Below are 19,469 nucleotides of genomic sequence, written 5' to 3'. Positions count from 1 at the left end.
CGGTGAGACCGGCGCTCTTCCCAAGAAACACGGGAGAAAGAAACCCCACCAAGCCCCACCCCACCCTCCCGCACGCCCGCGCGCAAACTCACTCCCGAGAGTGAATATGTCCAACTCGGCTGGATTCGGGCCCAGTTGCCTGCCCTAGGCTCAGCGCAAGCGACACGGAACGACCGCACCACAGAGCAACCGCTCATCAGAACGACCGGACACATGCGACGGCCCCCGCCGGGACTGGCACCCCACGGCGAGGGCCTGACCACCGAGGAAGAGACAGCTTCCTGATGGACACCGAAAACCCTAGCGCGCCCCCGCACTCCGAGTCCCGTATCCCGGGCAAAAACCACCCGCACCGGCACCGGAACACGCGCCCCGGCGGAGTCGTCCACGACAACGCCCGCCACACCACCCACTTCACGGTGATCGGCAACCACCTGGCCCAGCACCGCGAGCTGTCCCTGCTCGCCATCGGACTGGCATGCCACATCCAGTCCCTCCCCACCGGCGCCCCCGTGGACATCAAGACGCTCGCCGCCCGTTTCCCCGAGGGCCCGACCCGTATCGCCGCCGCCCTCAACGAACTACAGGCCCACGGCTACCTGCGCCGTACCCGCCAACGCGTCGACGGCGGCCGAATCGTCACCCGCACGGTCTCCTGCAACCGGCCCGGACACCGTGGCTCCGCCGCCGACAGCACCGCCGAGCCCTCCGGCAGGCCCCCGCGCCGTCCCGCCCCCGAAAAGCCCACGCCCCGCAAGCCCGCGCCCCGCAAGCTGCTCCCCGCCGTGCCGAAACCCGCTGCCCCCTCGCCCGATCTCCTCCGGACGGCCCTCGCTCTCCTCGCCGGACTCCACCGCGCGGATCCCCGCCTCCTCCTCTCCGCCACCGACGCCGAACACCTCGCGCCCGGCGTCGCCGCCTGGCTGGAGCGCGACCTGCCCCCCGCCGCCGTGCAGCACGCCCTGTCCTCGAACCTCCCCCAGGACCCCCTGCACCGCCCGGCGGCCTTCCTCGCGCACCGTCTCACGGCGCAACTGCCACCCCCTCCCCCGTTCCGCGCCCCCGCGTCGCCACCGGACGTACCACCCCCGTTCCAGACCTGCGACGGCTGCGACCTTGCCTTCCGCTCCCCCACCCCCGGCCGCTGCCGCGACTGCCGACCCGTACCCACGGAGGCCGCCTAGCATGAACGTGACGATCCTTGCCCCCGGGCACAGACGAGGAGCGAGCGCCATGACCATCGCCCCGGACAACGCGCAGCAGGGCGCCTCCCACCGCTATCGGGCCATGCGCGACTGCGTTCAGTCGATGGACGACACCGTGCCCGGCAAATTCGAGGTCACCAGGGAAGGAATCGTCCACGACATGATGGCGCCCGTCGGTCCGCACGAGCTGACCACCCTGCACCTGCGGAAACGCCTTGAGAAAGCGATGCCGGACGAGATCGTGGCCCACACGGGGGAGCCGGACGTCGAGGACGAACCCGAGGGCATCATGCGCCGCCCCGACGTGATGGTGATCGCCTTGGCCGACATGGAGGTGCCGGGGAGTTTTGATCCCCGTACTCTCATCGCCGCCATCGAGGTCGTCTCCCGCTCCAACCCGGAGAACGACTGGGTGGGCAAGGCGCGTGACTACCCCCTGATGGGCATCCCCGTCTACGCGGTCTTCGACCCCCGCACCGGCACCGGTGCCGTCCTCACCGACATCCACCCCACCCCCGACGGCCCCCGCTACGCCACCCGCAAGGACTTCGTCTACGGCGAGGACGTCACCATCGGCGACTGGACCATCTCGACACAGGCTCTGCCCCGCTACCCGGCGCAGGACGGCGAGCAGCGCTGACATCGTCGGCTCGGCGGCCGGACAGGAACGCCTCGGCTGCGGCGGCTCCGGGTACGGAGCGGCGCGCAGGGGCCCCGGAGCCGGCCGCCGACCGGTGTCAGCTGCCCTGGTTCGCGGCCGGGTCGACGCCCAGGGTCAGTTCGGCCCGGACCCCCTTGGTGATCCTCCGCTTGTCGTAGGCGAGGGTGAGCAGGCCGCCCTCGGCGCCGTTCTGCGGGTAGAACCGGTCCTCGGCGAGAGTGGTGCGCGTGATGGTGTTGGCCGCGTACGGAGCCACGGTCTCCGTGCGGAGCACGGCCTCCTCCGCGAAGAACAGCTGGCCCGTGTGGCAGGTGCGGCCGCCCTCGTATCCGCCGTCGGTCCACTCGCCGTCCACGTGCACCTTGACGTGGATGTGGACGCAGCGGCCCTCGTACCAGCCGGGGAAGACGGATGTGAAGGTGGCGGTGCCGTGCCGGTCGGTCCGCCAGGTGCCGCGCAGGTACCGCTCGTCGTCGGTGGGTTCGACATGGCCGCCGCCACCCGGACCGCCGGACGGCGGCGCGCCCGTGGGGGTGCCCGTGGGAGATCCCGTGGGAGATCCCGTGGGCTCGCCCGTGGGTGTGGCGGTGGGGTCCGAGCCGCCGCCACCGCCGCCGCCGTTGCCGACCGACTCGTAACCGGAGTAGATGCCGAGCGCCGTGCAGTGCCAGACGTCGACGGCCGCGTTCGCGACCGGCGCGCAGGTGTCGGCGTCGATCACCTTGAGCGTGAGGGTCAGCGGGATGCCCTCCTGGTCCTCGGTGATGTCCCGGCGGATCTTGTCCGCGTCGATGTAGTACGGCCCCTCGACGACCTCCGAGGTGAGCCGGTAGCACGCGTCCGCGCCACCGCTCGCCGTCGGCGTGGCACCGGTGGCGCTCCCCTCGCCGGTCCGGCCGGCCTGGCCTGCCTTGCCGCTCCCGCCGGTCTCCTCGGCGAACGCCCCGGTCGCCGCCGTGCCGCCGACGGCGACGGCGGCCACGGCCCCCACGCCCACGGCGACCACCTGGCGTCGTGTCGGATTCCGTCGGTGGTCCGGCTCGTGAGCCGGACCCTGGTGCCTGCCCTCATCCATGGCCTCATTGGTCATGAACATGGAAGATAGGAAAGGAACCTGTCAGGACCCTGATAATCACCCGCGATTTCCGGCCCGGTCGGACCGCGCAGCGAAAAGGGCCGGAAACCGGCAGCGGTTTCCGGCCCCCGGGGCCGTGTGACTCCTGTGAGCCCTGTAACTCTTGTGAGCCCTGTAGCTCCTATGGGTCCCGTAACTCCTATGGGTCCCGTAGCTCCTGTGGCTACTTCGGCTGCGGCTTGCGCACCGACAGGTGCAGCTCCCTCAGCCGGGTCTCCTCCAGCTCCGTCGGCGCGCCCATCATCAGGTCCAGCGCGTTGCCGTTGAGCGGGAAGGAGATCGTCTCGCGGATGTTGGGCTCGTCCGCGAGCAGCATGACGATGCGGTCGACGCCCGGGGCGATGCCGCCGTGCGGCGGGGCGCCGAAGCGGAAGGCGCGGAGCATGCCCGCGAACTTCTCCTCCACCGTCTCCCGCGCATAGCCCGCGATCTCGAAAGCCTTGAGCATGATGTCCGGCTCGTGGTTCCGGATGGCACCGGAGGACAGCTCGACGCCGTTGCAGACGATGTCGTACTGCCATCCCAGGATGTCCAGCGGGTCCTGGGTCTCCAGGGCCTCCAGGCCGCCCTGCGGCATGGAGAACGGGTTGTGCGAGAAGTCGATCGCGCCGGTCTCCTCGTCCTTCTCGTACATCGGGAAGTCGACGATCCAGCAGAAGCGGAAGACGTTCTCCTCGAACTGCCCGGCGCGCTTGGCGGCCTCGACCCGCACCGCGCCCATGATCTTCGAGACCTCGTCGAACTCGCCCGCGCCGAAGAACACGGCGTGACCGGCCGCCAGCGAGAGCCGCTTGGTCAGCTCGGTGACGTTCTCCTCGGTGAGGAACTTCGCGATCGGACCGGACAGCGACCCGTCCTCGGCGACCCGCACCCAGGCCAGACCCTTGGCGCCCTGCGCGACGGCGAAGTCGCCGAGCTGGTCGAAGAACTTGCGGGGCTGCGCGGCCACGTCCGGCACCGGCAGGGCCCGCACGTGCTTGCCCGCGAACGCCTTGAACTCCGAGCCCTCGAAGACATCGGTGAGGTCGACCAGTTCCAGCTTGGCGCGCAGGTCCGGCTTGTCGGAGCCGTACTTGAGCATCGCCTCGCGAAACGGGATGCGCGGGAAGGGGGAGGTGACGGGACGGCCGCCGCCGAACTCCTCGAACAGCTCCGTCATCAGCTTCTCGATCGGCTGGAAGACGTCCTCCTGCTCGACGAAGCTCATCTCGACGTCGAGCTGGTAGAACTCGCCCGGCGAGCGGTCCGCGCGGGCGTCCTCGTCCCGGAAGCAGGGCGCGATCTGGAAGTAGCGGTCGAAGCCGGAGATCATCAGCAGCTGCTTGAACTGCTGGGGCGCCTGCGGCAGGGCGTAGAACTTGCCCGGGTGCAGACGCGAGGGGACGACGAAGTCGCGGGCACCCTCGGGGGAGGTGGCGGACAGGATCGGCGTCGCCATCTCGTTGAAGCCCATCGCGACCATCTTCTGCCGGATCGCCGCGATGACCGACGTACGGAGCATGATGTTGCGGTGCATGCGCTCGCGGCGCAGGTCCAGGAAGCGGTACTCCAGCCGCCGCTCCTCGTTGACCCCGTCCTCGGCGTTGATGGTGAAGGGGAGGGGAGCCGCCGCGCCCAGCACCTCGACCGCGCCGACCTCGATCTCGACCTCGCCGGTCGGCAGCTCGGGGTTCACGTTGTCGGTGCCGCGCGAGACGACCTTGCCGTCGACCCGGACCACCGTCTCCTTGGAGAGCCTGTCGAGCGCCTCGTACGACTCCGTGCCGGGACGGGCGACGAGCTGGGTGATGCCGTAGTGATCACGCAGATCGATGAAGAGGATGCCACCCAGGTCGCGCCGATTGTGCAGCCAGCCACTCAGCCGGACGTCGGTGCCGACGTCAGAAGCGCGGAGCTCGCCGCAGGTGTGGGACCTGTACCGATGCATCGTCGTTCATCCAGCCTTCGCGGATCGGGGGAGGGTTTCACGTGAAACCCTCCCCAAGCCTACCGGGCACCCCAAGACCGGCCGCCCCCTGTTTCCGCCTCCCCGACCAGTGGCATCTTTCTGTCAAATCTTCTTAAAGTGGGGCAATGCGTACTGGTGAGCCCTTGCCCACGGTGGACGACGTCCTCGCCGCCGTGGCGACGGGCCTGTGGCACTGGGACACCGCGAGCGGGCTGGTCACCGCGGACGCGGAGGCCGCCCGCCTGCTCGGATGTCCCGCCGAGCCGTCGACCTTCACCGAGGCACAGGTACGGGCCCGGATCCATCCGGTCGACTGGAACGAGGTCGCCGGGATCGTCCAGCTCGCCGCGGCCGAAGGCACGATCGCCGAGGCGCGGATCCGGATCGTGGACGAACAGGGCCACGTCCTGCGCACCGTACGCAGCAGGTCCAAGCCCACGGTCGACCGCGAGCACAGGACGTACGACGCCATCGGCACCCTCCAGGAGGTCGCCGAACCGGTGCCGGGCACCCCGGCGGGGCGCAGCGCGGTACGCGGCGACTGGCGGCGCTCCCGGGAGGCGTTCCTGCTGGACGCGGGCCGGGCGCTCGCCGAGGCGCGGTCCACGCAGGAGGTGCTGCGGGTGGCGGCCGGTCTGTCGATGCCGGGCTTCTCACCGGACGGGCTCGCGGTGTTCGCCGTGGTGGGCGACCACCTGACGATCATCGGCCACCACGGGCAGCACCTGACCGACGAGGCGCCCTTCTACAACATGCCCCTGGACACCGACTACCCGGCCGTGGACGTGGTGCGGACCGGCCGTGCCGTCTATCTGTCCTCGCCCGAGGAGTACAGCTCCCGCTACCCGCTGACCTGGCCGCTCGCCAAGCCGTTCGGGCGGCACTCCTGGGCGTTCCTGCCGCTGACGGCAGGCGGCCGGACGAAGGGTGCCTGGCTGGCGGCCTTCACCTACCCGGTCGCCTTCACGCCCGACGAGCGGTCCGTGCTGACGACGGTGGCCCGGATGCTCGCCCAGGCGCTGTCCCGGGCCGAGGCCGCCGAGTCGGCCCGGGAACTGACCGATGGCCTGCAACGGTCCATGCTGCCCCGGCTGGGCCCGGCGGTGCCCGGCATGACCATGGCCGCCCGCTACGTCCCGACCGGCGGCGGGCTCCAGGTCGGCGGCGACTGGTACGACCTCATCCCGCTGCCCGGCCCCGTCTCCCGGACCCGGCCCGCGGGCGGCAGATACGCGCTGGTCATCGGCGACGTCCAGGGCCATGACGTGACGGCCGCCGGACTCATGGGACAGCTGCGGATCGCGCTGCGCGCCTACGCCGCCGAGGGACACCGTCCCGACGCGGTCCTCACCCGGACCTCCCGCTTCCTGCACGGCATCACCGCCGGCCACGAGCCGCGCTTCGCGACCTGCCTGTACGTGGCGGCGGAACCGGAGTCCGGGGCGCTGGAGGTGGCCCGTGCCGGGCATCCGAACCCGGCGATACGCATGCCGGACGGAACGGTGCTGGAGCGGCCGACCGCGGGCGGGCTGCCGCTGGGCATCGACCCGGACGCCGACTATCCGACGACCCGGTTCGTGCTGGAGCCGGGCGAGACGTTGATGATCTGCACCGACGGCCTGATCGAGACCGGCGGCCACGACCTGGAGAGCGGCTGGAAACGCATCCGGACGATCCTGGAGCAGCACGACGGCGATCTGGAGACACTCGCCGACGCCCTGGTCCAGGGCGTGCACGGCCCCTCCTCGTACCACATGCCCGGCCCGCTGGCCGATCGACGCGAGGACGACATCGCCGTGCTGCTCATGTGCCGGACGGCGCAGAACGCCGTGGACGGCGCCCCGGCCCGGCGATGTCGGGCACGCCGCACCGCGCTGAACGTGGCGCAGGCCGAGCCGCAGCGGGTCGCCGAGGCCCGGCAGCTCCTGCGCGCGCTGCTGCACGACTGGACCTCGGCCGACCAGGTCGACTCCGCGGTGCTGCTGATCTCCGAGACGGTCACCAACGTCCTGCTGCACACCGACACGGACGCGCTGCTGCTCGCCGAGATCAGCGGTGCGCCGGGGCGGCGCCGGCTGCGGGTGGAGGTCACCGACTCCGGCGACGCCCTGCCGCACCGGCGCCGCCCCGGCGAACTGGCCTCCTCCGGCCGCGGCCTGCTCGTGATCGAGCGGCTCGCCGACGCGTGGGGCGTGGACCCACGGGGCGAGGGCAAGTGCGTCTGGTTCGAACTGCACGAGCGAGAGCGGCTGCACGAGCGGAATTGACGGCGAAGGCCCTGCGGGGCGAGGCGAGGCGCGGCGCAGGTACGGGTGCGCGTACGGGTGCGAGCGCGCGTCACGGCGGTGGGGCCGGGTCTACGGTGCTGCCGCGTACCGGTACCTGAGTTCGTGGGCGATGCCGAAGGCGGCGGCGGTCAGCGGCACCGCGAGCAGCATTCCCACGATCCCCGCCACGGACGCCCCCGCGGTGATCGCCAGCAGCACCACCGCCGGGTGCATCTGCACGGTCCGGCTCTGGATGACCGGCTGGAGCACATGCCCCTCCAGCAGTTGCACGGCGAGCACCACCCCCAGCGCCCACAGCGCGATCACGACGCCCCGGTCGGCGAGCGCGACCAGGATCGCCACCGCGCCGGACAGGAACGCGCCGAGGTAGGGGATGTAGGCGCCGACGAAGACGAGCGCGCCCAGTCCGGGCGCGCCCGGCACCCGCAGGACGAGCAGTCCGGCGGTGATGCAGGCGGCGTCGATCAGCGCGATCACCGTGGTCCCGCGCATGAAGCCCTCGACCGCGCCGAAGGCCCGCCGCGCCATCGCCTCCAGGGTGTCCGCGGTGCCTCGCGGCGCGACGGACCGGATGGTCGCGGCGACGCGGTGCGAGTCGCGCAGGAAGAAGAAGACGAGCAGCAGCGCGAGGACGGCCATGGCGATGGACTCGCCGACCACGCTGACCCCGCTGATGACGTTGGAGGCGGCCGTCCCGCCGAACTTGGCCAGCAGTTTCCTCGCGTTGGTGGCGAGATCGTCGACCGAGGTGCCGGCCGCCCCGAGGTGCTGGGCGAGGGACTTGCCGGCCGCCCGCAGCGAGGCGATGATCTGGTCGCCGTTGTCGATGAGCGCGGCGACCACGACGTACACGGCGCCGCCGACCACGGCGACGACCGCGACGCAGGTGAGCCCGGCGGCCAGCGACCGGTGCACCCCGGCCGTCACGAGCCGCCGGTACAGGGGCCGCAGCAGGGCGGTGCCGAGCAGCGCGAGCAGTACGGGAGTGACGGCCGTGCGGAACGCCACGCACAGCCGGATCACTACGTAGACCACACCGGAGACGAGCAGGATCACCACGCACCACGCGGCGAGACGGCGAACGGCTTCCGGAAGCAACTGCACCGGTCCAGCGGATCACGCGCACGCCGGGCTGTCCTGCCGCACCGACCCGGCCGGGTGACACCGCCCGGGGCACCCGCCGGGCGCAGGCTTCGCCCACCCGGCTGCCGCGACGACCCGGGTATCGCGGGTACCCGGCGCTGACGGTGAGGGGGCGCACCCCGACCGCTCGCCCCAACCGCTCGCCCCGACCACTCACCCCGACCGCTCCGCCCGAGAACGACCCGAGGAGACACATGGCTGACAGGAGACGCACGGCCGGCAGGACGACCGTGGTTCTGGTGCACGGCGGCTGGCACGACGAGACCTGCTGGGATCCGCTGCGGGAGGAACTCGACGCCCGCGGCATCCCGTCGACCGCCGTACGGCTGCCGATGACCAGGCTCGACGCGGACGCCGACGTCGTACGCACCGCCATCGAGGCGCAGGACGGCGACGTGATCGTCGTGGCGCACTCCTGGGGCGGCAGCCCGGCGACCCTCGGCGCGTCCGGCCTGCCCCGGGTGAAACACCTCGTCTACCTCGCGGCCTTCATGATCGAGGCGGGTGTGCCGGTGACCCCGCCCGCACGGCGCCGCCCGACCGCGGGCGGGGCCGCGAAGGCGGGCGCGGACGGCACCGTCGCCATCGACGCGTCGCTGGCCAGGCAGGCGTTCTACGACGACGTCAGCGACGGACTGGCGGACCGGATGATCGCGACGCTGCGTCCGATGGCCGCCGCCAGTTTCGAACCGGTCGCCACCGACCGCGCGGCCGCGTGGCGCACCGTCCCGTCGACCTACGCGGTGTGCCTGCGGGACCGGGCGATCCACCCCGAGGACCAGCGGGCCATGGCGGGCGACGCCGGTGAGGTGGTCGAGTTCGACACCGGTCACTCGCCGTTCCTGTCCCGCCCGGACCTGGTGGCCGACCTGATCGCCGACCGCTACGACCGCCTCCGCCGGGGGAACGCCGCGCCGGCCTCGTAGCACCCGGCGGTGCGGTGCGTCGTGGACGTGGATGCGGGCGGGTCCGGTCCCTGATCAGGAACCGGACCCGCCCGCGGACGTGCCGTCGAGCCCTACAGCCCGCCCTCGGACATCCCGTGCACGGCCGGGACCGTGCCCAGCCGGCCCTTCTGGAAGTCCTCGAACGCCTGCTGCAACTCTTCGCGGGTGTTCATGACGAACGGCCCGTAGTGCGCCATCGGCTCACGGATCGGCCGGCCACCGAGGAGGACGACCTCCAGGTCCGGCGTGTTCGAGTCCTGCTTCTCGTCCGCGCGGACGGTCAGCGAGGAACCGGCGCCGAAGACGGCGGTCTGCCCCACGTGGACCGGGCGCCGCTCGGCACCGGCCGTGCCGCGCCCGGCGAGGACGTACGCGAGACCGTTGAAGTCCTCGCGCCACGGCAGTGTGACCTCCGCACCCGGCGCCAGCGTCGCGTGGATCATGGTGATCGGCGTGTGAGTGATACCGGGACCGGCGTGGCCGTCCAGCTCACCGGCGATGACCCGCAGCAGCGCGCCGCCGTCGGGGGTGCTGAGCAGCTGGACGCTGCCGCCGCGGATGTCCTGGTAGCGCGGCGCCATCATCTTGTCCTTGGCCGGCAGGTTCACCCACAGCTGGAGGCCGTGGAAGAGGCCGCCCGACGTGACGAGGTGCTCCGGCGGCGCCTCGATGTGCAGCAGACCGGCACCGGCCGTCATCCACTGGGTGTCACCGTTGGTGATGGTGCCGCCACCGCCGTTGGAGTCCTGATGGTCGAAGATCCCGTCGATGATGTAGGTGACGGTCTCGAAGCCGCGGTGCGGATGCCAGGGGGTGCCCTTGGGCTCACCGGGCGCGTACTCCACCTCGCCCATCTGGTCCATCATGATGAACGGATCCAGGTGGCGGTAGTTGATCCCCGCGAACGCCCGGCGCACCGGGAAACCCTCACCCTCGAAACCGCTCGGCGCGGTCGTCACGGTGAGCACCGGGCGGGCCACGGCGTCTGCGGGCGCGGCCACACGGGGCAGCGTCAACGGGTTCTCGACGGTCACTGCAGGCATGTCGGTACCTCCTTCTGCACTCAGAATAGTTGACCGTTGAACTTCTTGCCACCCCAAACAGAGAAGGCCCGGAGGGAATTCCCTCCGGGCCGCCACTCGCCGGGGAGTGGCCGCGGCACGACCGCAACCACGGGACACGGCACGACCGTGGCCACAGGACGCCGCACGACCGCAACCACGGGACACGACACGACCGTGACCACAGGACACGGAACTACCGTGACCACCTGACGCCACACGACCGTGACCACGGGATGCGGGATCCCGGTCAGCCGTACATCCTGCGCATGGCGAACTCGACCATCTGCTCGACCGCCTTCGCGTCGAAGACCATCCGGTGCTCGCCCTCCATGTCCAGGACGAAGCCGTAGCCGGTCGGCAGCAGGTCGATCACCTCGGCGCCGGTGATCACGAAGTACTTGGACTCCTTGCCCGCGTAGCGGCGCAGTTCCTTCAGCGAGGTGAACATCGGGATCACCGGCTGCTGGGTGTTGTGCAGGGCGAGGAAGCCGGGGTTGTCGCCGCGCGGGCAGTAGACCTTGGACGTGGCGAAGACCTGCTGGAAGTCCTCGGCGGACATCTGGCCGGTGGTGAACGCGCGCACCGCGTCCGCGAGCGAGGGCGGGGACGGCTCCGGGTAGAGCGGCGGCTGCTGGCCGTACCCGCCGGGCATCTGCTGCTGCGGCTGGGCGTACTGCTGCTGCCCGGCGCTCCCGTCCATCGGCTGCCCGTATCCGTACATGGGCGTAAGCGTACCGAGACCACCCGGCCCGGAGGAGGTCCGCGGCGGGTTCTGCGGCCGTTCCCGGCCGCCTCCCCGCGGGGGCCGCGACGGGTGGACGCGCGGGCCCGCGGCGGGTGGACACGCAGGCCCGCGGCAGGGGGACGCGCGGGCCCGCGACAGGGGGACGCGCGGGCCCGCGGCGGGCACGCCCGCGGACCTGGGTGCGCCGTCGTGCGCGCCCCGTCGAATTGAGCCTTCTCACACTTGGCCCAGCCGGGGTTGCTTCTTATTACCGACGGGTAGCATCATCGTAGCTACTAGTTGGTATGTGAACCAGATGCGAGGAGTCAGTGCCTCGCCCAGTCCGATACGGAGCCGTCACCATGGGGCACTACAAGTCGAACCTCCGCGACATCGAATTCAACCTGTTCGAAGTGCTCGGGCGCGACAAGCTGTACGGATCCGGCCCGTTCGCCGAGCTGGACACGGACACCGCCAAGAGCATCCTGGCGGAGCTGACCCGCCTCGCCGAGAACGAGCTGGCCGCGTCCTTCGCGGACGCCGACCGCAACCCGCCGGTCTTCGACCCGGAGACCGGCTCCGCACCGGTCCCGGCCTCGTTCAAGAAGAGCTACCAGGCCCTCATGGACGCGGAGTACTGGCGCCTGGGCCTGCCCGCGGAGATCGGCGGCACCCCGGCGCCCCCGTCGCTGATCTGGTCGTACGCCGAGCTGGTCCTCGGCGCGAACCCGGCGATCTGGATGTACGCCTCCGGCCCGGCGTTCGCCCGCATCCTCTTCGAGGAGGGCACCGAGGAGCAGCAGAAGATCGCCGCGCTCGCGGTCGAGAAGACCTGGGGCTCCACCATGGTGCTCACCGAGCCCGACGCGGGCTCCGACGTCGGCGCCGGCCGGACCAGGGCTCTCCAGCAGGAGGACGGCTCCTGGCACATCGAGGGCGTCAAGCGCTTCATCACCTCCGGTGAGCACGACATGGAGGAGAACATCCTCCACTACGTGCTCGCCCGGCCGGAGGGCGCCGGTCCGGGCACCAAGGGCCTGTCCCTCTTCCTCGTCCCGAAGTACCTCTTCGACTTCGAGACCGGCGAACTGGGCGAGCGCAACGGCGTCTACGCGACGAACGTCGAGCACAAGATGGGCCTCAAGGCGTCCAACACCTGCGAGCTGACCTTCGGCGACCGCCACCCGGCCAAGGGCTGGCTGATCGGCGACAAGCACGACGGCATCCGGCAGATGTTCCGCATCATCGAGTTCGCCCGCATGATGGTCGGCACGAAGGCGATCTCGACCCTGTCCACCGGCTACCTCAACGCCCTCGAATACGCCAAGGAGCGCGTCCAGGGTCCGGACCTCGCCGGTTTCATGGACAAGACCGCGCCCAAGGTCACCATCACCCACCACCCCGACGTGCGCCGCTCGCTGATGACGCAGAAGGCGTACGCGGAGGGCATGCGCGCCCTGGTCCTGCACACCGCCTCCGTGCAGGACGCCATCGCCGTGAAGGAGACACTCGGCGAGGACGCCTCCGTCGAGCACGCGCTCAACGACCTGCTGCTGCCGATCGTCAAGGGCTACGGCTCCGAGAAGGGCTACGAGCAGCTCGCCCAGTCCCTCCAGATCCTCGGCGGCTCCGGCTTCCTTCAGGAGTACCCGATCGAGCAGTACATCCGGGACTCCAAGATCGACACCCTGTACGAGGGCACCACGGCGATCCAGGGCCAGGACTTCTTCTTCCGGAAGATCGTCCGCAACCAGGGCGCCGCGCTGAACTCGCTCGCCGAGGACATCAAGAAGTTCCTGGCCCTCGGCACCGGCGGCGAGGAGCTGGCCGGCGCCCGCGAGTACCTGGCCAAGGCCGCCGTCGAGCTGGAGGCCATCGTCGGTCTGATGCTGACCGACCTCGCGGCCACCGAGCAGGACATCAAGAACATCTACAAGGTCGGCCTGAACACCACCCGGCTGCTGCTCGCCTCCGGCGACGTGATCGTCGGCTACCTGCTGCTGCGCGGTGCCGCGGTGGCCGTCGAGAAACTGGAGACGGCGACCGGCAAGGACAAGGCGTTCTACACGGGCAAGATCGCGGCGGCGAAGTTCTTCGCGGCCGACGTCCTGCCCGGCGTCACCCTGGCCCGCAAGATCGCGGAGAACACCGACCTGGACCTGATGGAGCTGGACGAGGCCGCGTTCTAGCGCGACGGGACGAACGCCGCCCGCCGGGGCACCGGCCGCCGTCCCGGCACCGGGTGTGGGCCTGATCTCCCGACCAGGGAGTCAGGCCCATACACGTAGTTAAGGTGAAGCCATGAGCGAACCGTCCCGCCCGTCTGCCGCCGCTCCACGGAGCGCTTCGAACACCCCCGCCACCCCTGCCACCCCCGCCACCCCCGCCGCCTTCGGCCGCGGCCACACCGACGACCTGATGTCCTTCCTCACGGCGAGCCCGTCGCCGTACCACGCCGTGGCGAACACCGCCGCGCGGCTGGAGAAGGCCGGGTTCCGGCAGGTCGGCGAGACGGACGCCTGGGACGGGACGAGCGGCGGCAAGTACGTGGTGCGCGGCGGGGCGATCGTGGCCTGGTACGTCCCCGAGGGCGCCGCACCGCACACGCCGTTCCGGATCGTCGGCGCGCACACCGACTCACCCAACCTGCGGGTCAAGCCGCTGCCGGACAGCGGCGCGCACGGCTGGCGCCAGGTGGCGGTGGAGATCTACGGCGGCCCGCTGCTGAACTCCTGGCTCGACCGCGACCTCGGCATCGCGGGACGGCTGACGCTGCGGGACGGCTCGACCCGTCTGGTCAACGTCGACCGTCCGCTGCTGCGGGTGCCGCAACTGGCCATCCACCTCGACCGCTCGGTGACCGCGGACGGGCTCAAACTCGACAAGCAGCGCCACCTCCAGCCGGTCTGGGGCCTCAGCGACACCGTGCGCGACGGCGATCTGATCGCCTTCCTGGAACAGGAGTGCGGGCTCGCGGCCGGTGCGGTGACCGGCTGGGACCTGATGACGCATTCCGTGGAACCGGCGGCCTACCTGGGCCGGGACCGCGAACTGGTCGCGGGTCCGCGGATGGACAACCTGCTGTCCGTGCACGCGGGCGCGGCGGCCCTCGCCGCCGTCACCACCTCCGGGAGCGCCCTGCCCCACATCCCGGTCCTCGCCGCCTTCGACCACGAGGAGAACGGCTCCCAGTCGGACACCGGCGCGGACGGGCCGCTGCTCGGTTCGGTACTGGAGCGTTCCGTGTTCGCCCGCGGCGGCAGCTACGAGGACCGCGCCCGGTCCTTCGCCGGCACCGTCTGCCTGTCCTCCGACACGGGCCACGCCGTCCACCCCAACTACGCGGAGCGCCACGACCCGACGCACCACCCGCGCGTCAACGGCGGCCCGCTCCTCAAGGTCAACGTCAACAACCGGTACGCCACGGACGGTTCGGGCCGCGCGATCTTCGCCGCCGCCTGCGACAGGGCCGGTGTGCCCTTCCAGTCCTTCGTCTCCAACAACTCGATGCCGTGCGGCACCACGATCGGGCCCATCACGGCGGCCCGGCACGGCATCAAAACCGTGGACATCGGCGTGGCGATCCTGTCGATGCACAGCGCCCGGGAACTGTGCGGCGCGGACGACCCGTATCTGCTGGCGAACGCGCTGGGGGCGTTCCTGGAGGGGTGACCTTGGCGGGAGCCCTGGCGGGGGCCTCGGCGGGCGCCCTGGCGGGAGTCTCGGCGGGAGCCCTGGCGGGAGTCTCGGCAAGGGGGTGGCCTCGGCGGGGAGACCTCGGTCGGGGAGCCGCACTCTCCGCGATCAGCCCGCTGTGCGCAGAGCGCCTGGCGCCTGGCGCCGGCCGCAGCTCACCCGACCGGTGACCGCCGGCTGTCGGACGCCGGCTGTCGGCTACCGGCCGCCGATTGCCGACCGCCGATTGCCGATTGCCGAGCGCCGTCGCGGCTACGAGGTCGGCGCCTCGTCCATGCCCGCCAGGACCAGCGGCAGCCGGTCCACGCCCGCCTCGGTGAGGCGGACCGGAACGCCCCAGTCCTGCTGGTGCACATGGCAGGCCGGATAGGGGTTCTCGGGATCGTCGTCGCAGGACGCGGCCATCGCGGAGACATGCAGGACGCCCTCCGGCACGGCCGGGTTCAGCTCCAGCGCGCGGGACAGCTCCGGGTCCGCGCCCGCGCCCTTGAGCAGCAGTTCGGGCGGGGTGGCGGAGACCAGGAGCCGGGTCGAGGGGCCGTACCGGGTGTCCAGTTTCTGGCCCGCGGGGGCTTGGAAGACGACGTCCAGCCGGAGTTCGCCGGGCGCGACATCGGTGGCCGCGCGCTGGGTGCGGTGGGCGACGCCCGCCACCCGCACCGCCTCCTCCGGCAGCCGCAGCCGGGTCAGCCGGTGCCGGGCCGACTCCACGACCAGGATGTCCGCGCCGTCCTCGCCGGCCAGGACCGCGTCGCTCGGCTCCCGCAGGTCGGTGGCGAGGGTGGTCACCTCGCCGGTCGCCGGGTCGTAGCGGCGCAGGGCGTGGTTGTAGGTGTCGGCGACCGCCACCGAACCGTCGGGAAGCGCCGCGACACCCAGCGGGTGTTGGAGCAACGCCTGTCCGGCGGCCCCGTCGCGATGGCCGAAGTCGAACAGACCGGTGCCGACCGCGGTGTGCACCTGCCCGTCGAGGTCCACCCAGCGCAGCGCCGAGGTCTCGGAGTCGGCGACCCAGAGCCGGTCCGCGGTCGCGGCGAGCCCGGACGGCTGGGCGAACCACGCCTGCTCGCCCGGCCCGTCGACCAGGCCCTCGTTGGTCGTGCCCGCCGCGACGGCGACGGTGTCCGCGGCCGGGTCGTACACCCACAGCTGGTGCACACCGGCCATGGCGATCCACACCTTGCCGCCGAACAGCGCCACGTCCCAGGGGGAGGACAGATCGACCTCGCGTGCCGGGCCGGTGGCCGCCGAGCCCTGCCACCACTGCTTCCCGGTGCCCGCGAGGGTGGTGACCGCGCCGGAGGCCAGGTCGAGGCGGCGCAGCGCGTGGTTCACGGTGTCCGCGACGACCACGGAGGACTCGTCGAGCAGGGCGAGGCCCTGCGGCTCGTTGAAGGAGGCGGCCCCGGCGGCGCCGTCGGCGAAGCCGCGCGCGCCGGAGCCGATCCGGCGTACGACGGTCTCGGCGTCCTCGGCCAGCTCCACCAGTTGGTGCCGGGTGGTGTCGCTGACCAGGAAGGTCCCGCCGGGCAGCGGCAGCGCCTTGCCGGGGAAGCGGAGCACCGTCGGCTCGGGCTCGGGCGGCACGTACGGTCCGTCGCCTCGGCGCAGGGTCCCCTTGGCCGCGTGCTCGGCCTCCAGTTCCGTCACGAGCCGTTCGATGGCATGCGCATGCCCCTCACCGGCGTGCTGCGCGACGACGTACCCCTCGGGGTCGATGACGACCAGGGTCGGCCAGGCGCGTACGGCGTACTGCTTCCAGGTGGTGAGGTCCGGGTCGTCGAGGACCGGGTGCTCGACGCCGTACCGCTCGACGGCGTCGACGACCGCCTGGTGCTCGGCCTCGTGCACGAACTTCGGCGAGTGCATGCCGATGATCACCACCGTGTCCCGGTGCTTCTCCTCCAGCTCGCGCAGCTCGTCGAGGACGTGCAGACAGTTCACGCAGCAAAATGTCCAGAAATCAACGATTACGATGCGTCCGCGGAGCCCGGTGAGGCTCAGCTCCTTGTCGCCGGTATTGATCCAGCCGCCCTTACCGACCAGTTCGGGGGCGCGGACACGTGCACGCTTGACCATGCTCCAACCCAACCACACCGCCGTCCGCGCTGTTCCCGGCGGTGCGGACCGGCCCGCCGGGCGCACCGGCTCAGCCCGTCGGCCTACCGGCGGCGTTCGGACGGCGTCGCCGGGGAAGCCGTAGGGACATGAGATTCCTCGTACGCGACCGGCTCCTCGGCATCGGTGACGACTACTGGATCGAGGACGAGCACGGCTCCAAGGTGTTCCTCGTCGACGGCAAGGCGATGCGCCTGAGAGACACCTTCGAGCTGAAGGACAGGCAGGGGCGCGTCCTCATCGACATCCGGCAGAAGCTGCTCGCGATCAGGGACACGATGGTCGTCGAGCGGGACGGCGAGCCGCTGGCGACCATCCGGCGCAAGCGGCTGTCCCTGCTGCGCAACCACTACCGGGTGGCCCTGGTGGACGGCACGGAACTCGACGTCAGCGGCAAGGTCCTGGACCGGGAGTTCGTCGTCGAGTACGACGGCGAACTGCTCGCGGTGATCTCCCGGCGGTGGCTGCACCTGCGGGAGACCTACGGCGTCGACGTGGTGCGCGAGGACGCGGACCCGGCCCTGCTGATCGCGGTGACCGTGTGCGTGATCCACCTCGCGGAGAAGGAACGGGAGGACGGTAGACGGGAGGACGGTTAGGGGGCGGGCCGGTCGGGTCAGGTCAGGTCGTCAGGTCCAGGTCAGGTCAGGTCGTCAGGCCAGCGGAGGGCGCCTGGGCGGTTCGAGGCCGAGGACCCGGTCCTTCAGCGCCGGGAACTGCTCCCTGGTCGTGCCCACCTTCGCCGGGTCGATGTCCACGGTGAGGACCTGCTCACCGGCGCCCGCCTCCGCCAGCACCTCGCCCCAGGGGTCCACCACGATCGAGTGACCCGCCTGGGGAACTCCCGCGTGCGTCCCGGCCGTTCCACACGCGAGGACGAACGCCTGGTTCTCGACCGCCCGCGCCTGAGCCAGCAGCGTCCAGTGCGCGCGGCGGCGCTCGGGCCAGCCCGCCGGGATCACCAGGGTCTCGGCGCCGGCGTCCACCAGCGCGCGGAAGAGTTCGGGGAAGCGCAGGTCGTAGCAGGTGGCCAGGCCGAGGACCGTCCGCGGCAGCCGGACCGTCACCGGCTCCCGGCCGGCGCCCATCAGCACGGCCTCGCCCTTGTCGAAGCCGAAGCGGTGGATCTTGCGGTAGGCCGCGGCCAGGTCACCGGAGGGGGAGAAGACGAGAGACGTGTTGTAGAGGGGGCCCTCGGGGTCCCGTTCCGGAACGGAGCCCGCGTGCAGCCAGACGCCCGCGTCGCTCGCCGCCTTCGCCATCACCTCGAAGGTCGGTCCGTCGAGCGGTTCGGCCTCGGCCGCGAACTCCTCGTACGCGAAGGCGCCCGTCGTCCACAGTTCGGGGAGCACGACGAGGTCCGACGCCGACTGCTCCCGTACCAGCGCGGCCACCCGCCGCCGACGGGATTCGACCGGTTCGCCCTCTTCTACGGCGATCTGGATCAGCGAGGCGCGCACACTACCACCGTCCTGGCATTCGAGCCGTCCACACGGGCCTACGATCGTCACACGAAAGCACTGCCGGGGTGCCTCACAGCAGCGTAACTTGGGGGTCCCCCCTGTTCGAGTGAAGCCGATAGCTTGGGGGAGTTCCGAGACACCCGCCGACCGCCACCTCCCACAGGCAACCCCGCCATCCACCACCCGTGTACCGACCGCCGAGGGGTCCCGTTCCCGTGAGTCTGCATCCCACCCTCCAGCCCTACGCCGACGCCTGGACGCACTCCATCGAAGCGATATCCGAGCTGGTGCAGCCCCTTGTCGAGGGCGAGTGGAATCGGCGGACCCCCTGCCCCGGCTGGTCGGTCCGTGACGTCGTGTCGCATGTGATCGGCCTGGACTGCGAGATGCTCGGGGACCCGCGCCCCATCCACTCCCTGCCCCGCGACCTCTTCCACGTCACCAACGAGCACCAGCGCTACATGGAGATGCAGGTCGATGTGCGCCGGCACCACACGGCGCCGGAGATGACCGCCGAGCTGGAGTACACGATCATCCGCCGCAACCGGCAGCTGCGGAACGAGTCCCGGGCACCGGGCGCCATGGTGCGCGGCCCGCTCGGCGCGGAGATCACGCTCGAAGACGCCATGCGGAACCGGGCGTTCGACGTATGGACGCACGAGCAGGATCTGCGCACCGCGCTCGGCCGGCCCGGCAACCTCGACTCGCCGGGCGCCCAGGTCGTCCGGGACGTGTTGCTCGCCGCCCTGCCGAAGATCGTCGCCCATGACGCGGGCGCCCCGCGCAGCTCGGCGATCGTCTTCGACGTGCACGGGCCCATCGAGTTCCTGCGCACCATCCGCGTCGACATCCAGGGCCGCGGCACCCTGGAGACCGCCCCCGCCCTCGGCCCCGCCGCCACCTTCACGCTGGACTGGGAGACCTACTTCCGCCTGGCCTGCGGCCGGATCACCCCCGAGGCGGTCGCGGACCGGGTGAAGACGGAGGGCGACCCCGAGCTGACGACGGCCATCCTGCGCAACTTCGCGGTGACGCCGTAGCCCCTGACGTGCGCACCGGTGACCGTCCGCGTCACCA

The 19,469-nt window shown here is 71.3% G+C and carries 15 protein-coding genes; 8 read left to right on the top strand and 7 right to left on the bottom strand.

Annotated elements, in window-relative coordinates:
- The first annotated feature begins 284 nt into the window (after window positions 1-284).
- Complete coding sequence (locus ACFC09_RS10190; RefSeq protein ID WP_376525516.1) at window positions 285-1,184, top strand: helix-turn-helix domain-containing protein; 900 nt, start codon at window positions 285-287, stop codon at window positions 1,182-1,184.
- 49 nt (window positions 1,185-1,233) lie between these two features.
- Window positions 1,234-1,845, top strand: a complete 612-nt coding sequence (locus ACFC09_RS10185; RefSeq protein WP_376525515.1) for a Uma2 family endonuclease — start codon at window positions 1,234-1,236, stop codon at window positions 1,843-1,845.
- Between the two features lie 97 nt (window positions 1,846-1,942).
- On the opposite strand, the gene ACFC09_RS10180 is transcribed toward ACFC09_RS10185, so the two are convergent.
- Window positions 1,943-2,956, bottom strand: a complete 1,014-nt coding sequence (locus ACFC09_RS10180; RefSeq protein ID WP_376525513.1) for an intradiol ring-cleavage dioxygenase — start codon at window positions 2,954-2,956, stop codon at window positions 1,943-1,945.
- Between the two features lie 208 nt (window positions 2,957-3,164).
- Window positions 3,165-4,928, bottom strand: a complete 1,764-nt coding sequence (gene aspS, locus ACFC09_RS10175; protein WP_376525511.1) for an aspartate--tRNA ligase — start codon at window positions 4,926-4,928, stop codon at window positions 3,165-3,167.
- Between the two features lie 146 nt (window positions 4,929-5,074).
- Between aspS and ACFC09_RS10170 the strand changes: the two genes are divergently transcribed.
- Window positions 5,075-7,216 carry a SpoIIE family protein phosphatase gene (locus tag ACFC09_RS10170; protein ID WP_376525509.1) on the top strand — a complete coding sequence of 714 codons (2,142 nt, stop codon included), beginning with the start codon at window positions 5,075-5,077 and terminating at the stop codon, window positions 7,214-7,216.
- A 90-nt stretch (window positions 7,217-7,306) separates the two neighbouring features.
- Here ACFC09_RS10170 and ACFC09_RS10165 read toward each other — a convergent pair whose 3' ends face one another.
- Window positions 7,307-8,341 (bottom strand): AI-2E family transporter, encoded by a 1,035-nt coding sequence (locus ACFC09_RS10165; RefSeq protein WP_376525508.1) that lies wholly within the window; start codon window positions 8,339-8,341, stop codon window positions 7,307-7,309.
- A gap of 233 nt (window positions 8,342-8,574) precedes the next feature.
- Between ACFC09_RS10165 and ACFC09_RS10160 the strand changes: the two genes are divergently transcribed.
- Complete coding sequence (locus tag ACFC09_RS10160) at window positions 8,575-9,306, top strand: alpha/beta fold hydrolase (protein WP_376525506.1); 732 nt, start codon at window positions 8,575-8,577, stop codon at window positions 9,304-9,306.
- Window positions 9,307-9,398: 92 nt separating this feature from the next.
- Here the strand turns inward: ACFC09_RS10160 and ACFC09_RS10155 are convergent, their stop codons facing one another.
- Window positions 9,399-10,370, bottom strand: coding sequence for a pirin family protein (locus tag ACFC09_RS10155; RefSeq protein ID WP_376525504.1), 972 nt, complete (start codon window positions 10,368-10,370; stop codon window positions 9,399-9,401).
- 268 nt (window positions 10,371-10,638) lie between these two features.
- Window positions 10,639-11,112: an SseB family protein gene (locus tag ACFC09_RS10150; RefSeq protein WP_376525502.1), complete on the bottom strand. Its 474-nt coding sequence runs from the start codon at window positions 11,110-11,112 to the stop codon at window positions 10,639-10,641.
- Window positions 11,113-11,477: 365 nt separating this feature from the next.
- On the opposite strand from ACFC09_RS10150, the gene ACFC09_RS10145 reads away from it, so the two are divergent.
- On the top strand, window positions 11,478-13,304 hold the full coding sequence (locus ACFC09_RS10145) for an acyl-CoA dehydrogenase (protein WP_376525501.1): 1,827 nt from the start codon (window positions 11,478-11,480) through the stop codon (window positions 13,302-13,304).
- 112 nt (window positions 13,305-13,416) lie between these two features.
- On the top strand, window positions 13,417-14,787 hold the full coding sequence (locus ACFC09_RS10140) for a M18 family aminopeptidase (protein WP_376525499.1): 1,371 nt from the start codon (window positions 13,417-13,419) through the stop codon (window positions 14,785-14,787).
- Window positions 14,788-15,063: 276 nt separating this feature from the next.
- On the opposite strand, the gene ACFC09_RS10135 is transcribed toward ACFC09_RS10140, so the two are convergent.
- Window positions 15,064-16,890 carry an NHL domain-containing thioredoxin family protein gene (locus ACFC09_RS10135; RefSeq protein ID WP_376525497.1) on the bottom strand — a complete coding sequence of 609 codons (1,827 nt, stop codon included), beginning with the start codon at window positions 16,888-16,890 and terminating at the stop codon, window positions 15,064-15,066.
- A 128-nt stretch (window positions 16,891-17,018) separates the two neighbouring features.
- On the opposite strand from ACFC09_RS10135, the gene ACFC09_RS10130 reads away from it, so the two are divergent.
- Window positions 17,019-17,528, top strand: coding sequence for an LURP-one-related/scramblase family protein (locus ACFC09_RS10130; RefSeq protein WP_376525496.1), 510 nt, complete (start codon window positions 17,019-17,021; stop codon window positions 17,526-17,528).
- Between the two features lie 54 nt (window positions 17,529-17,582).
- On the opposite strand, the gene ACFC09_RS10125 is transcribed toward ACFC09_RS10130, so the two are convergent.
- A complete protein-coding gene (locus ACFC09_RS10125; RefSeq protein ID WP_376525494.1) occupies window positions 17,583-18,389 on the bottom strand; it encodes a carbon-nitrogen family hydrolase in 807 nt (268 codons plus the stop codon).
- 218 nt (window positions 18,390-18,607) lie between these two features.
- Between ACFC09_RS10125 and ACFC09_RS10120 the strand changes: the two genes are divergently transcribed.
- Window positions 18,608-19,432 carry a maleylpyruvate isomerase family mycothiol-dependent enzyme gene (locus ACFC09_RS10120; protein WP_376525493.1) on the top strand — a complete coding sequence of 275 codons (825 nt, stop codon included), beginning with the start codon at window positions 18,608-18,610 and terminating at the stop codon, window positions 19,430-19,432.
- Window positions 19,433-19,469 lie beyond the last annotated feature (37 nt).

The sequence above is a fragment of the Streptomyces sp. NPDC056161 genome (genome assembly GCF_042268025.1).
GTDB lineage: Bacteria > Actinomycetota > Actinomycetes > Streptomycetales > Streptomycetaceae > Streptomyces.
The sequence above is the reverse complement of the archived record's forward strand: the minus strand, read 5'-3'. Positions and strand labels throughout refer to the sequence as shown.

Excerpts from the sequence above, each read along its gene's own strand:
- ACFC09_RS10190 (WP_376525516.1), top strand. The coding sequence starts at position 285 with ATGGACACCGAAAACCCTAGCGCGCCCCCGCACTCCGAGTCCCGTATC.
- ACFC09_RS10185 (WP_376525515.1), top strand. The coding sequence starts at position 1,234 with ATGACCATCGCCCCGGACAACGCGCAGCAGGGCGCCTCCCACCGCTAT.
- ACFC09_RS10180 (WP_376525513.1), bottom strand. The coding sequence starts at position 2,956 with ATGACCAATGAGGCCATGGATGAGGGCAGGCACCAGGGTCCGGCTCAC.
- aspS (WP_376525511.1), bottom strand. The coding sequence starts at position 4,928 with ATGCATCGGTACAGGTCCCACACCTGCGGCGAGCTCCGCGCTTCTGAC.
- ACFC09_RS10170 (WP_376525509.1), top strand. The coding sequence starts at position 5,075 with ATGCGTACTGGTGAGCCCTTGCCCACGGTGGACGACGTCCTCGCCGCC.
- ACFC09_RS10160 (WP_376525506.1), top strand. The coding sequence starts at position 8,575 with ATGGCTGACAGGAGACGCACGGCCGGCAGGACGACCGTGGTTCTGGTG.
- ACFC09_RS10155 (WP_376525504.1), bottom strand. The coding sequence starts at position 10,370 with ATGCCTGCAGTGACCGTCGAGAACCCGTTGACGCTGCCCCGTGTGGCC.
- ACFC09_RS10150 (WP_376525502.1), bottom strand. The coding sequence starts at position 11,112 with ATGTACGGATACGGGCAGCCGATGGACGGGAGCGCCGGGCAGCAGCAG.
- ACFC09_RS10145 (WP_376525501.1), top strand. The coding sequence starts at position 11,478 with ATGGGGCACTACAAGTCGAACCTCCGCGACATCGAATTCAACCTGTTC.
- ACFC09_RS10140 (WP_376525499.1), top strand. The coding sequence starts at position 13,417 with ATGAGCGAACCGTCCCGCCCGTCTGCCGCCGCTCCACGGAGCGCTTCG.
- ACFC09_RS10135 (WP_376525497.1), bottom strand. The coding sequence starts at position 16,890 with ATGGTCAAGCGTGCACGTGTCCGCGCCCCCGAACTGGTCGGTAAGGGC.
- ACFC09_RS10130 (WP_376525496.1), top strand. The coding sequence starts at position 17,019 with ATGAGATTCCTCGTACGCGACCGGCTCCTCGGCATCGGTGACGACTAC.